Genomic DNA, 12,709 nt, shown 5'->3' with positions numbered 1-12,709 from the left:
AATCTTCCTACTGTTTGGGGGCGTCCAGCGGTGCCTGCATCTGCGCCTTCCAGCGCTCGACATTACGTTGCAGGACAGCCTCGGACGCACCGGAGATCGGCAATTCTGTCAGCTTTTGGGCCAGTTGTCCGCGTAACCAGGCGTCGTTGCAGGCCGAATTGTGCGACACGGCCAGGTACAAGCCCGGGCGGTCGACCGGCAGGCCGCGGGCAACCAGGTCATTGGCCATGCCCAGGCCCTGCACCATGGCCATGCCCGAGTAGCGCCCGGCAAGCACATAGTCGACCTGACCGAGCACCAGTTTCTGGAACGCCTGGGTCAGGTTCTGCGCCGGCTGCAGCTTGAGCTGGCCCTTGGCGAAGGCCTCGAAGGCCGGGGTCAGGCGGGCTTTTTCAGAGAGGCTGCCCTGGTACTGCGCAAGGTCGGCCGGCCCCTCGAACAGCACATTGCCGTCGTGCCGGGTCCACACCAGGTACTCGTTCAACTGCAGGGCCGGGTGGATATAGTCGAAGGCGGTCAACTGGCCGACTTGCAGGGGCGTATCGAGCAGCAGGTCCATGCGCCCGCTGCGCACCTCTTCCAGGGCCTGCTCGCGCTTGCCGGCGTGCAGCACCTCGACCTTCACCCCCAGCTCGGCCGCCACCTGGCGCAGCAGGTCGACGTTGGCACCGATCAGGTGCCGAGGGTCTTGCGGGTCCTGCCAGGAATACGGTGGCGCATCCGGGCTGCCGGTGGCCACCAGGCGCTCGCACTTGCCCGCCGCCACTGCCAGCGGCGACAGCAACACTGCCAGGCAGGCCAATGCCGTGGCCGTTCCGCGATACTTCATGCGCTACTCCTTGCAGCCATAAAAAAAGCCCGGCCCTCGCGATGAGGGCCGGGCTTCTTTATAAGTGAAGCAGCCGGATCAGACCAGCTTTTCCAGCTCTGGAACCGCTTCGAACAGGTCCGCCACGAGGCCGTAATCGGCCACCTGGAAGATCGGTGCCTCTTCGTCCTTGTTGATCGCGACGATCACCTTGGAGTCTTTCATGCCAGCCAGGTGCTGGATCGCACCGGAGATGCCGACCGCGATGTACAGCTGCGGGGCGACGATCTTGCCGGTCTGGCCAACCTGCATGTCGTTCGGCACGAAGCCTGCGTCGACTGCGGCGCGCGAGGCACCGACGGCGGCGCCGAGCTTGTCGGCCAGGGCGTACAGGTGCTTGAAGTTGTCACCGTTGCCCATGCCGCGGCCGCCGGAAACGACGATCTTGGCAGCGGTCAGCTCAGGGCGATCGGACTTGGCCAGCTCTTCGCCGACGAACTTCGATTTGCCGGCATCGTGCGCGGAGGCGACGGTTTCAACCGAAGCAGAGCCACCTTCAGCGGCCACCGGGTCGAAACCGGTGGTACGCACGGTGATCACCTTGATGGCAGCGCTGGACTGCACGGTAGCGATGGCGTTACCGGCATAGATCGGGCGCTTGAAGGTGTCGGCCGACTCGACCGAGATGATCTCGGAGATCTGGTCGACGTCGAGCAGCGCAGCAACGCGCGGCAGGATGTTCTTGCCATTGGTGGTGGCTGGAGCCAGCACGTGGCTGTAACCCTTGGCCAGCTCGACGATCAGCGGCGCGACGTTCTCGGGCAGCTGGTGAGCGTATGCGGCATTGTCCGCGACCAGCACCTTGGCCACGCCAGCGATCTTGGCGGCAGCTTCAGCAACGCCACCAACACCTTGGCCAGAGACCAGTACGTGGACGTCACCACCGACCTTGGCGGCCGCGGCAACGGTGTTCAGGGTAGCCGGGGCAACGGCACCGTTCTCGTGTTCAGCGATAACCAGGATAGTCATTTAGATTACCTTCGCCTCGTTCTTCAGTTTCTCGACCAGTTCAGCCACCGACTTGACCTTGATACCTGCGCTGCGAGCAGCCGGCGCTTCTACTTTCAGGGTCTTGGTGGTGGAGGCGGTGGAAACGCCCAGCGCGTCTGGCGTCACGGTCTCCAGCGGCTTCTTCTTGGCCTTCATGATGTTCGGCAGCGACGCGTAGCGCGGCTCGTTCAGGCGCAGGTCGGTGGTGACGATCGCCGGCAGGTTGAGCGCGACGGTCTGCAGGCCGCCATCGATTTCGCGGGTGACATTCAGCGTGTCGCCAGCCACTTCCACCTTGGAGGCGAAGGTACCTTGGGCGAAGCCGGTCAGCGCGGCGAGCATCTGGCCGGTCTGATTGTTGTCACTGTCGATGGCTTGCTTGCCAAGGATCACCAGCTGCGGCTGCTCCTTGTCGACAATGGCCTTGAGCGCCTTGGCCACGGCCAGCGAGTTCAGCTCGTCGCTGGTCTCGACCAGGATCGCGCGGTCGGCGCCGAGGGCCAGCGCAGTGCGCAGTTGCTCCTGGGCGGCAGTCGGGCCAACGGCCACGGCGATGATCTCGGTGGCAATGCCCTTCTCTTTCAGGCGGATGGCCTCTTCGACGGCGATTTCGCAGAAGGGGTTGAGGGACATCTTGACGTTAGCAAGGTCGACGCCGGAGTTGTCCGCCTTGACGCGAACCTTGACGTTGTAGTCGACCACTCGTTTGACAGCTACAAGAACCTTCATGGATTCCTCGTTACTCTCCGGTGAAAAGAATGTCGCCTGGGGGCAAAAGCCCGGCGATTGCGCGTGGGTACAAGGGCACCTCTAAAAACGTTCCAGGGCGGGCGATCTTCACAATGACCAATCAGTCTTGTTACGACCCCGCGCGGCAAAACCCGCGAGTCATTTTCTGTGGTGGCGTGTAAACTCCACTACATAACGGGTTTCAGCCTGAAAACCCTGCTCTACGCCTGGTCTTTAGGGGTGCTCCTGCGCCCGACGGTCAGCCTACGGCGAGCGTAAAACCGCTCGTATCTTGACCGTAACACCCATCCCGGTCAATACGGCAAATCGGCCAGCGTCCAGCCGCGTCCCTGTGATTTTACTGGGCTCCGGCAAATTCAAACAAACGTTTGTATTGGACCCGCCGAGTGGTGTAGATATAATGCGCGCCAAGACAAAACGGTGTAGTCGGTTTTTCGCAAAGCTACAGCATAGATAGCGGCGAGTGGCTACCCGTCACCCACAAGACAAGCAACAGCGATGAGCCTTGAGTAGGAGAGAACCTGTGGAACGCGAATACATGGAATTCGACGTGGTCATTGTCGGCGCTGGGCCGGCAGGCCTGTCCGCCGCCTGCCGCCTGAAGCAGAAGGCCGCCGAAGCCGGTAGCGAGATCAGCGTCTGCGTGGTCGAGAAAGGCTCCGAAGTGGGCGCCCACATCCTCTCCGGCGCGGTGTTCGAGCCGCGCGCGCTGAATGAACTGTTCCCCGACTGGAAGGAACTCGGCGCGCCGCTCAACACCGAGGTCAAGCGCGACGACATCTATGTGCTCAAGGACCCGGGCAGCGCCGTCAAGGTGCCGGACCTGTTCGTGCCCAAGACCATGCACAACCACGGCAACTACATCATCTCGCTGGGCAACCTGTGCCGCTGGCTGGCCCAGCAGGCAGAAAACCTCGGCGTCGAGATCTACCCGGGCTTCGCTGCCCAGGAAGCGCTGTTCGACGACAACGGCGTGGTCCGCGGGATCGTCACCGGCGACCTCGGTGTCGACCGCGAAGGCAATCCGAAAGACGGCCTGTACACCCCGGGCATGGAGCTGCGCGCCAAGTACACCCTGTTCGCCGAAGGCTGCCGTGGCCACATCGGCAAGCAGCTGATCAAGCGCTTCGACCTCGACAGCGAGTCCGACGTCCAGCACTACGGTATCGGCCTCAAGGAAATCTGGGAAATCGACCCGGCCAAGCATGAGCAAGGCCTGGTGGTGCACACCGCCGGCTGGCCGCTAGACGTGGTCAGCAGCGAGAACACCGGTGGCTCGTTCCTCTATCACCTGGAAAACAACCAGGTAGTGGTCGGCCTGATCGTCGACCTGTCCTACTCCAACACCTACCTGTCGCCGTTCGACGAATTCCAGCGGCTCAAGCACCACCCGGTGATGAGCCAGTACCTCGAAGGCGGCAAGCGCATCAGCTACGGCGCCCGGGCCATCAGCAAGGGCGGCTACAACTCACTGCCGAAGATGGTCTTCAATGGCGGCGCACTGATCGGTTGCGACCTGGGCACCTTGAACTTCTCCAAGATCAAGGGCAGCCACACGGCGATGAAGTCCGGCATGCTCGCGGCCGACGCCGTGGCCGATGCGCTGATCGCCGGCAGCGAGGGCGGTGATGCGCTCAACAGCTACGTCGAGGCGTTCAAGGCCAGCTGGTTGCACGACGAACTGTTCGCCAGCCGCAACTTCGGCCCGGCCCTGCACAAGTTCGGCCCACTGTTCGGCGGTGCATTCAACTACATCGACCAGAACTGGTTCGCCGGCAAGCTGCCGTTCACCTTGCGCGACACCAAGCCGGACTACGCCTGCCTCAAGCTGGCCGCCGACTCGAAGAAGATCGACTACCCCAAGCCAGACGGCAAGTTGAGCTTCGACAAGTTGAGCTCGGTGTTCCTCTCCAGCACCAACCATGAAGAGGAACAACCCTGCCACCTGAAGCTGACCGACCCGAACATCCCGATCGCCAGCAACCTGCCGCTCTACGACGAGCCGGCCCAGCGTTACTGCCCGGCCGGGGTTTACGAGGTGGTCACCCAGGACGATGGCGCCAAGCGTTTCCAGATCAACGCGCAGAACTGCGTGCACTGCAAGACCTGCGACATCAAGGACCCGGCCCAGAACATCACCTGGGTCACCCCTGAAGGCGCCGGCGGGCCGACCTACCCGAACATGTAAGCCCTGCCCTGCAGCATGAAAAAAGCCCCCTGGCCGCGAGGTCAGGGGGCTTTTTCGTTCAGGGCCGGGTCAGGCGGTCCTGACTTCTTCGAACAGCTCCGGATGGCGATCGAGGAGTTTGAACAGCTTGACCAAGGCCACCGGTGGCCGGGTCTTGCCATTCTCATAGCGGGAAAATGCGTTCACGCCACCGCCGAAAATCTCTGCGGCTTCACGCTGATCCAGATCGAACTTCTTGCGTACGGAGGTGATGAATGAAGGGTCTACCGCCGCTGCATTGACTTGGCGATTGAAAGCCATCAGCACACCACTGACGCGTGCGGCTTCATCCATCCCAAGGACCGACTCGCCGCATTCTGGGCAGTACTGCGCAAACACATCGGGCACCACCGTTGACTCACCTTTGTAGCGATAGGGCACGTCTCGACTCTGCGCAACCAGCTCCGCCCCTCCACACATAGGACATTTCATTTCACAGCTCCCGCTTCCAGAAATGCGTGCACGCGCGCCAGCGAGCAATGAGGCGTTCTCTTTTCCATGAGAAATTAACCTTCCAGGTTAAATTTGGCAAATAGGTTATTTCAATAACCCTCACCCGGAAGTCTGCCCCATCACCCCAAACGCCCTAGCGCGTCATTTGTCAGCACACATGACCGGCAGTCCCTGCGCTGCATACGCCAACGTCTCGCGCCCCTTGAAATACACCGCCGTGAGCAGGCCGACCATGCCCATGACCAGACAAAAGCCGACACACACCCATGGGCTCCACGGCATCAGGGCGATCAGCGCCAGCGGCGTGGTGCTGGCCCACAGCGCGTAGGCGACGTTGTAGGTGAACGAAATGCCCGAGACGCGGATCTCGGCCGGGAACAGCCCGACCATCACCGACGGCACCACACCCACCACCCCGCAGCACAGCCCGGCCAGCGCATACGCGGGCCACAGCAGGCTCCACTGACCGACCAGGCCGGCGTACAGCGCACCGATCCCTACCGGCAACAACAGGCTGTAGATCTTCAGCGCGCGCCAGGCGCCCAGGCGATCGACCAGCAAGCCCGCCAGCACGCAGCCGATGTTCAGGAACACGATGCCGACGCTGCTCAAGGCAAAGGTATGCCCCGCCGCGATGCCGAAGCGCTGTTGCATGACCGTCGGCGTGATCACCACCAGCACCACCACCGCCGAGGTCAGCACACAGGTCAGCAGCGCGGCCGGTACCAGCGCCCGGCGGTGCTCGCTGAGCACTCGGCGCAGCGGGAATGCCACCGGCTGCTCACGGCGTTCGCGCAAGGCGAGAAACACCGGCGTCTCGCTCAACCAGCGGCGCAGCCACACGCCGATCACGCCGAACACGCCACCCAGCAGGAACGGATAACGCCAGGCGTAGTCGAGGATCTCCTGCGGGGTGAAGACTTTTGCCAGCAGGGTCGCGGTCAGGGCGCCGAGCAGGTAGCCAAAGGTCAGGCCCGCTTGCAGGAAGCCCAAGGCATAGCCACGGCGGCCATCGGGCGCGTGCTCGGCGACAAAGGTCCAGGCACTCGGCACTTCTCCGCCCACCGCCGCGCCCTGCAGGATGCGCAAGGCCAGCAGGATCAGCGGCGCGGCATAGCCGATGTCGGCGTAGGTCGGCATGACCCCGATCAGCAGGCACGGCAGGGCCATCATCAGGATGCTCAGGCTGAACACCCGCTTGCGCCCCAGGTGATCGGCAAAATGCGCCATCAGGATGCCGCCCAGCGGCCGCGCCAGGTAGCCGGTGACGAAGATCCCGAAGCTTTGCAGCAGGCGCAACCATTCCGGCATCTCGGGCGGGAAGAACAGCTGGCTGAGGGTCAGGGCAAAGAACACGAAGATGATGAAATCGTAGATTTCCAGCGCGCCGCCCAGCGCCGCCAGGCCCAGGGTCCGGTGGTCGCCACGGGTAAACCGGGACGGGCGAGCGGTATCGGTGGCAGTCATGACAGGCTTCCGCAGATCGGCAAAGCGCAAGAGGATAGCAAAGCCGGCCGGCTAACGGCTGAACACCGTCTGGGCAAAATTCATCCGTTGCTTGGGATAGCCCGAGGTGGACGACAGCCCGGCGGGCAGTGGCAGCCTGCCGACCACCACCGGCAGGTCGACGATCGCCATGAATGACTCCAGCGCCTCGCTGTCGGGCACCTTGGGCAGGCTGATGCTCACCGCCTTGCGCTCGGTCTGCGGCACGGCGGGCACCTTCAGATGCTGGGAGTGGTACAGCAGCGCATGCTGGATCTGCGAGCTGACCCGGCAGAAGCGCGCCAGATCAACCCCGGCATGGCTGGCCAGTTCGATATTGCCGATCAGCAGGCTGAACGGCTGCAACGCGCTCAGCACCAGGCGCTGCAGGTCCTCGAAGCTGTCCACCGGTGCGATCCGGTAGTAACCCAGGGCATTGAGCATCTTCTCCAGCTGCAAACGCTGGGACGGGTGCTCGTCGGCGATGAGGATGCGCATGGATTTATTTGGCATCGAACGGACCTGGGCAGGAGGCAAGGAAAAGAGTCCATGACCAAACTGCGCCAGTCAAGGCAGGTGCCAGGGCGATACCTGGCGGGGGTCTTGTTTGATAGTCGTCGGGAAAGCGCGAGAAATCAAGTGGCCAGTACGCGGATTTTTCACCCGCCTTTCACCCGGTTTTCAGGATTCCCACTCGCGCATGCGCAGCCGACAGTGCTTCATCGCGTTGACGATGTGCTTTTCCACCATGGCCTTGGAGATCTGCAGGCGCTCGGCGATCTCGGGGTGCGACAGGCCATCGAGCTTGCGCAGCAGGAAGCTCTCGCGGCAAGGGCTGCTGAGTTCGTCCAGCGCGCGCTGCATCAATTCCAGGCGCTGGCCCAGTTGCACCGAGTGCGACGGCGCCGGCGTGTGCCAGCGTTCGTCCGTGTCGAGCACCTCCAGCGGTTCGGCCTGGCGCACCTGGTGCCGGCGATGGCTGTCGACCACCAGGTTCAGCGCGGTGCGGTAGAGAAACGCGCGCGGGTGCTCGATCTGCTCCGCGTCGGTGCGCTCCAGCACACGCAGGTAAGCGTCGTGGGCAACGTCTTCCGCCGCCTGGCGATTGCCCAGACGTGTGCTTAGGAAGCTCACCAACTCGCGATAGTAATGTTCCACGCAGGCCCCTGGGCTGTACCTGCCCAGCGCTACCAAGGTGGCGGGCTGAAAGCAGTGATGTCAGATTGGAATCTTACAAACTATAATGATTCTCAGCAACAGACTATCATCCGCCGCCGCTTTGTCTAAATCCCCTCTGCCACGCTTCGTTTATCTGGGACCTCCGTGCGCGCCCCTGCGGGCAGCGCGTGGCCACACCTCCTGGCTGGGAAGTCCGCATGAGTCGCAAAACCAATACCCGCCGTCGCATCCTCCTCGGTGGCCTGGGCCTGCTCGGCCTGGGCGGCCTGTTGGCGTGGCAGACCCTGCCCTTCGGCGCCCTGCCAGTGAGCACCGTGACCGTCACCCGCGCCGACATCGAGAGCAGTGTCACCGCCCTCGGCACCCTGCAACCCCGGCGGTACGTCGACGTCGGTGCACAGGCCTCGGGGCAGATCCGCAAACTGCATGTGGAAGCCGGCGACGAGGTCCGCCAGGGCCAACTGCTGGTCGAGATCGACCCCTCCACCCAGCAGGCCAAGCTCGACGCCGCGCGCTTCTCGATCGACAACCTCAAGGCTCAGCTGGCCGAGCAGCGAGCGCAGTTCCAGCTGGCCAACCAGCAGTACCGGCGCCAGCGCGAGCTTGCCGCCGCCGGCGCGACCCGCGATGAAGACCTGCAGACTGCCAACGCCCAGCTCAAGGTGACCCAGGCGCGCATCGACATGTTCCAGGCGCAGATCCACCAGGCCCAGGCCAGCTTGCGCAGTGACGAGGCGGAGCTGGGCTACACACGCATCTACGCGCCCATGGACGGCACCGTGGTGGCGGTCGACGCCCGCGAAGGCCAGACCCTCAACGCCCAGCAGCAGACCCCGCTGATCCTGCGCATCGCCAGGCTTTCGCCGATGACCGTCTGGGCCCAGGTGTCCGAAGCCGACATCAGCAAGGTCAAGCCCGGCATGACCGCCTACTTCACCACCCTGGCCGGCGGCAAGCGCCGTTGGACCAGTACCGTGCGGCAAATCCTGCCGATTCCGCCCAAGCCGCTGGAGCAGACCAGCCAGGGCGGCGGCAGCCCGATCAGCGCCGGTGCCGGCGGCAGCCAGGTGGTGCAGTACACGGTGCTGCTCGACGTCGACAACCCCGACGGCGCGCTGATGGCCGACATGACCAGCCAGGTGTTCTTTGTTGCCGGCCAGGCCAGCCACGTGCTCAGCGTGCCGCTGGCGGCCCTGGACGACAGCGATCGCGACGGCCTGCGCCTGGCCCAGGTGCTCAACCGCGAGGGCAAGGTCGAACAGCGCCGGGTGCGTACCGGCCTCAGCGACCGGCTGCGGGTGCAGGTCATCGACGGCCTGCACGAAGGTGAGCAACTGGTCATAGGCGCCCCGCGCGCCAGCGGAGGTTGAATGTCAGCGCCCCTGATCGAGCTGAGCGACATCCGCAAATCCTATGGCGGCGTCGACACGCCCACGGTCGAGGTGCTGCGCGGCGTCAGCCTGAGCATCCACCCCGGCGAGTTCGTGGCCATCGTCGGTGCCTCCGGCTCAGGCAAGTCGACCTTGATGAACATCCTCGGCTGCCTTGATCGGCCAACCTCCGGCCACTACCGCTTCGCCGGCAAGGACGTTGCCGAACTGGACAGCGACGAGCTGGCCTGGCTGCGCCGTGAGGCCTTCGGCTTCGTGTTCCAGGGCTATCACCTGATCCCCGCGGGCTCGGCCCAGGAAAACGTCGAAATGCCCGCCATCTATGCCGGCATCCCCGCGGCCGAGCGGCACACCCGCGCCACCGCCCTGCTCGCCCGGCTGGGCCTGGCCGGGCGCACCGGCAACCGTCCGCACCAGCTGTCCGGTGGCCAGCAACAGCGCGTGTCGATCGCCCGCGCCTTGATGAACGGCGGCCATATCATCCTCGCCGACGAACCCACCGGCGCCCTCGACAGCCACAGCGGCGCCGAAGTGATGGCCCTGCTGGATGAGCTGGCCAGCCAAGGCCACGTGATCATCCTGATCACCCATGACCGCGAGGTGGCGGCGCGCGCACACCGGGTGATCGAGATCCGTGACGGCCTGATGCTCAGCGATTCGGCAGACGCCCAGCCGCCCGCCGAAAACCACCCCGGCTTGCAGGCGCACGACCTGCGCCAACGCCTGGACCGCGGTGCCACCTTGCGCGGCGCCTGGAAAGGCGAGCTGCTCGAGTCGCTGCAAGCGGCCTGGCGGGTGATGTGGATCAACCGTTTCCGTACCGCCCTGACCCTGCTCGGCATCGTCATCGGTGTGGCCTCGGTGGTGGTGATGCTGGCCGTCGGCGAAGGCAGCAAGCGCCAGGTGATGGCGCAGATGGCCGCGTTCGGCTCGAACATCCTCTACCTCAACGGCGCGCCCCGCACGCTCGGCCAGCCGGCAGGGAGGATCACCCTGGACGATGTCGCCGCCATCGGCGACCTGCCCCAGGTCAAGCACATCATGCCGATCACCGGCGAAAAGATGATGGTCCGCCACGGCAACAACAGCCAGCAGTTCTTCGTCGCGGGCAACAACGTCTGGTTCCCCGAGATCTTCAACTGGCCGGTGGTCGAGGGCGCGTTCTTCACCGAAGCCGACGAGGCCAGTGGCGCCGCCGTGGCGGTGATCGGGCCAAAAGTGCGGGAAAAGATGCTCGACCCGCAGCGCGACCCACTCGGCCAGTACCTGCTGATCGGCAACGTGCCGTTCCAGGTGATCGGCATTCTCGCCAGCAAGGGCTCGAGCTCGGGCGACCAGGACAGCGACGGGCGCATCTCGATCCCCTACTCGTCCGCGGCCATGCGCCTGTTCGGCAACCGTGACCCGGACTACGTGACCATCGCCGCAGTCGACTCCAGCCGGGTCAACGAGACCGAGCAGGCCATCGACCACCTGCTCCGCCAGCGCCACCAGGGCAAGCACGACTACGAGCTGACCAACGACGCCGCGCTGATCCAGGCCGAGGCGCGCACGCAGAACAGCCTGTCGCTGATGCTCGGCGCGATCGCCGCGATCTCCCTGCTGGTAGGCGGCATCGGGGTGATGAACATCATGCTCATGACCGTGCGCGAGCGCACCCGCGAGATCGGTATCCGCATGGCCACCGGCGCCCGCCAGCGCGATATCCTGCGCCAGTTCCTCAGCGAGGCGGTGATGCTGTCGATGGTCGGCGGCGTGACCGGCATCGTCCTGGCCCTGAGCGTCGGCGCCGGCCTGATGCTGGCCGGCATCCCGGTGGCGTTCGCCCTGCCCTCGATCCTCGGCGCGTTTGCCTGCGCCGTGGCCACTGGCGTGCTGTTCGGCTTCATGCCGGCCCGCAAGGCCGCCCGCCTCGACCCGGTCAAAGCCCTTACCAGCGAATAACCTATGACATTGCCAAGCCGCATCAGCCTGCTGACCCTGAGCCTGTCCCTGGTCGCCTGTTCCACACCGCCCACCCCAAGTGCCGCGATCGACCCGCCGGCCGCCTGGCAGGGGGCCGGCGCCGACAGCCTGCAGCGCCTGCCCGACGCACAGTGGTGGCACGCCTTTGCCAGCCCTGAGCTGGATGGCCTGATCGAGCAGGCGCGGCGCAACAGCCACGACCTCGGCGCCGCCGCTGCACGGGTGCGCCAGGCCCAGGCTCGGGCGGTGATCGCCGGCGCGCCCTTGCTGCCGGAGCTCAAGCTCGGCCTGGACGCCAGCCGCCAGCGCTTGCTGCATGGCGAGGGTTATGACCAGCTCGACGTCAGCCGCGACACGCCCACCAGTACCTCGTTCGACACGCGCCTGAGCGCCAGCTACGAGCTGGACTTCTGGGGCGGCGTCCGCGCCGCCCGCGACAGCGCCCTGCGCAGCCTCGACGCCAGCCGCTTCGATCGCCAGACGGTCGAGCTGACCCTGTTCAGCGGCGTCGCCGACAGCTACCTGCGTGAGCGGGCGCTGCACGAGCAGTTGCGCATCGCCCGGCTCAACCTGCGCAACGCCGAGGACGTCCTGCGGCTGGTCGAAGCGCGCCACGCTTCTGGCTCGGCGACCCGCCTGGAGCTGGCCCAGCAACGCAGCCTGGTGGCCGCCCAGCAGCGCCAGCTGCCGCTGCTCGAGCAGCAGCGCCAGGACACCCGCATCACCCTGGCCACCTTGCTCGGCGAGCCGGTCCAGCAGTTGCCCGCCAACCACACGGCGTTCGCCGCGTTGCGCTGGCCGCAGATCGGCAGTGGCGTACCCAGCGAGCTGCTCGCCCGGCGCCCGGACATCGCCGCCGCCGAAGCGCGCCTGGCGGCGGCCAGTGCCAACGTGCAGGTGGCCAGGGCGGCCATGTTGCCCAAGCTGACCCTCGGCGCTGACCTTGGCACGGGTGCCCGGACCTTGCCGGATGTGTTCAACAGCTCGTACTACACGCTGACCTCGGGCCTGGTCGCGCCGATCTTCAACAACGGCCGGCTGCGGGCTGCGCGGGACCTGGCCCAGGCTGAGCAGGAGGAGCTGCTGGAGAGTTACCGCACCAGCATCATCGCCGGCTTTGCCGATGTCGAGAAAGCGCTCAACGCCAGCCAGGGGCTGGGGCGTCAGCGGGAGTGGCAGGACCGTGAGGTGGAGCAGTCGCAGATTGCTTTCGACCTGGCGCAGCGGCGCTATGGGGCGGGTGCGGAAACCTTGCTGACGGTGCTGGAAAGCCAACGCACGCTGTACAAGGCACAGGACCAGCTGGCCCAGTTGCAACTGAGTCAGCTGCAGGCCAGCGTGGCGCTGTACAAGGCATTGGGGGGGGGCTGGACGGCCGGCGCAAGCCACTAGTGCGCTGGG

Annotated in this window: 11 protein-coding genes; 4 read left to right on the top strand and 7 right to left on the bottom strand. The window is 65.2% G+C overall.

Features of this window, described 5'->3' with window-relative positions:
* Positions 1-7: 7 nt before the first annotated feature.
* The 3 genes from CCOS865_RS17145 to CCOS865_RS17135 form a co-directional block, all read right to left on the bottom strand.
* Positions 8-829, bottom strand: coding sequence for a substrate-binding periplasmic protein (locus CCOS865_RS17145; protein WP_119142957.1), 822 nt, complete (start codon positions 827-829; stop codon positions 8-10).
* 78 nt (positions 830-907) lie between these two features.
* Positions 908-1,837, bottom strand: coding sequence for an electron transfer flavoprotein subunit alpha/FixB family protein (locus CCOS865_RS17140; protein WP_119142955.1), 930 nt, complete (start codon positions 1,835-1,837; stop codon positions 908-910).
* On the bottom strand, positions 1,838-2,587 hold the full coding sequence (locus CCOS865_RS17135) for an electron transfer flavoprotein subunit beta/FixA family protein (protein ID WP_119142953.1): 750 nt from the start codon (positions 2,585-2,587) through the stop codon (positions 1,838-1,840).
* Positions 2,588-3,131: 544 nt separating this feature from the next.
* Between CCOS865_RS17135 and CCOS865_RS17130 the strand changes: the two genes are divergently transcribed.
* On the top strand, positions 3,132-4,796 hold the full coding sequence (locus CCOS865_RS17130) for an electron transfer flavoprotein-ubiquinone oxidoreductase (RefSeq protein ID WP_119142951.1): 1,665 nt from the start codon (positions 3,132-3,134) through the stop codon (positions 4,794-4,796).
* A gap of 69 nt (positions 4,797-4,865) precedes the next feature.
* Here the strand turns inward: CCOS865_RS17130 and CCOS865_RS17125 are convergent, their stop codons facing one another.
* The 4 genes from CCOS865_RS17125 to CCOS865_RS17110 all read right to left on the bottom strand — a co-directional run bounded on the left by CCOS865_RS17125 (position 4,866) and on the right by CCOS865_RS17110 (position 7,931).
* Positions 4,866-5,267, bottom strand: a complete 402-nt coding sequence (locus CCOS865_RS17125) for a type II toxin-antitoxin system MqsA family antitoxin (protein ID WP_119142949.1) — start codon at positions 5,265-5,267, stop codon at positions 4,866-4,868.
* 162 nt (positions 5,268-5,429) lie between these two features.
* Positions 5,430-6,755, bottom strand: coding sequence for an MFS transporter (locus CCOS865_RS17120; protein WP_119142947.1), 1,326 nt, complete (start codon positions 6,753-6,755; stop codon positions 5,430-5,432).
* Between the two features lie 51 nt (positions 6,756-6,806).
* Positions 6,807-7,286 carry a histidine kinase gene (locus CCOS865_RS17115; protein WP_119142945.1) on the bottom strand — a complete coding sequence of 160 codons (480 nt, stop codon included), beginning with the start codon at positions 7,284-7,286 and terminating at the stop codon, positions 6,807-6,809.
* Positions 7,287-7,454: 168 nt separating this feature from the next.
* Complete coding sequence (locus CCOS865_RS17110) at positions 7,455-7,931, bottom strand: sigma-70 family RNA polymerase sigma factor (protein WP_119142943.1); 477 nt, start codon at positions 7,929-7,931, stop codon at positions 7,455-7,457.
* Between the two features lie 218 nt (positions 7,932-8,149).
* On the opposite strand from CCOS865_RS17110, the gene CCOS865_RS17105 reads away from it, so the two are divergent.
* From CCOS865_RS17105 to CCOS865_RS17095, 3 genes are read left to right on the top strand one after another with little or no spacing between them, the layout of a single operon-like run.
* Positions 8,150-9,322 (top strand): efflux RND transporter periplasmic adaptor subunit, encoded by a 1,173-nt coding sequence (locus tag CCOS865_RS17105; protein ID WP_119142941.1) that lies wholly within the window; start codon positions 8,150-8,152, stop codon positions 9,320-9,322.
* The gene (locus CCOS865_RS17100) at positions 9,323-11,287 is read left to right on the top strand and encodes a MacB family efflux pump subunit (RefSeq protein ID WP_119142939.1); all 1,965 of its coding nucleotides are present in this window, start codon (positions 9,323-9,325) and stop codon (positions 11,285-11,287) included.
* Positions 11,288-11,290: 3 nt separating this feature from the next.
* Positions 11,291-12,700: an efflux transporter outer membrane subunit gene (locus CCOS865_RS17095; protein WP_119142937.1), complete on the top strand. Its 1,410-nt coding sequence runs from the start codon at positions 11,291-11,293 to the stop codon at positions 12,698-12,700.
* Positions 12,701-12,709 lie beyond the last annotated feature (9 nt).

It is taken from the genome of Pseudomonas reidholzensis, from assembly GCF_900536025.1.
Classification (GTDB): Bacteria; Pseudomonadota; Gammaproteobacteria; order Pseudomonadales; family Pseudomonadaceae; genus Aquipseudomonas; species Aquipseudomonas reidholzensis.
Note: the sequence above shows the minus strand (reverse complement) of the source record. Positions and strands in the feature narration are given on the sequence as shown.

Excerpts from the sequence above, each read along its gene's own strand:
- CCOS865_RS17115 (WP_119142945.1), bottom strand. The coding sequence starts at position 7,286 with ATGCCAAATAAATCCATGCGCATCCTCATCGCCGACGAGCACCCGTCC.
- CCOS865_RS17120 (WP_119142947.1), bottom strand. The coding sequence starts at position 6,755 with ATGACTGCCACCGATACCGCTCGCCCGTCCCGGTTTACCCGTGGCGAC.
- CCOS865_RS17135 (WP_119142953.1), bottom strand. The coding sequence starts at position 2,587 with ATGAAGGTTCTTGTAGCTGTCAAACGAGTGGTCGACTACAACGTCAAG.
- CCOS865_RS17105 (WP_119142941.1), top strand. The coding sequence starts at position 8,150 with ATGAGTCGCAAAACCAATACCCGCCGTCGCATCCTCCTCGGTGGCCTG.
- CCOS865_RS17140 (WP_119142955.1), bottom strand. The coding sequence starts at position 1,837 with ATGACTATCCTGGTTATCGCTGAACACGAGAACGGTGCCGTTGCCCCG.
- CCOS865_RS17095 (WP_119142937.1), top strand. The coding sequence starts at position 11,291 with ATGACATTGCCAAGCCGCATCAGCCTGCTGACCCTGAGCCTGTCCCTG.
- CCOS865_RS17125 (WP_119142949.1), bottom strand. The coding sequence starts at position 5,267 with ATGAAATGTCCTATGTGTGGAGGGGCGGAGCTGGTTGCGCAGAGTCGA.
- CCOS865_RS17145 (WP_119142957.1), bottom strand. The coding sequence starts at position 829 with ATGAAGTATCGCGGAACGGCCACGGCATTGGCCTGCCTGGCAGTGTTG.
- CCOS865_RS17100 (WP_119142939.1), top strand. The coding sequence starts at position 9,323 with ATGTCAGCGCCCCTGATCGAGCTGAGCGACATCCGCAAATCCTATGGC.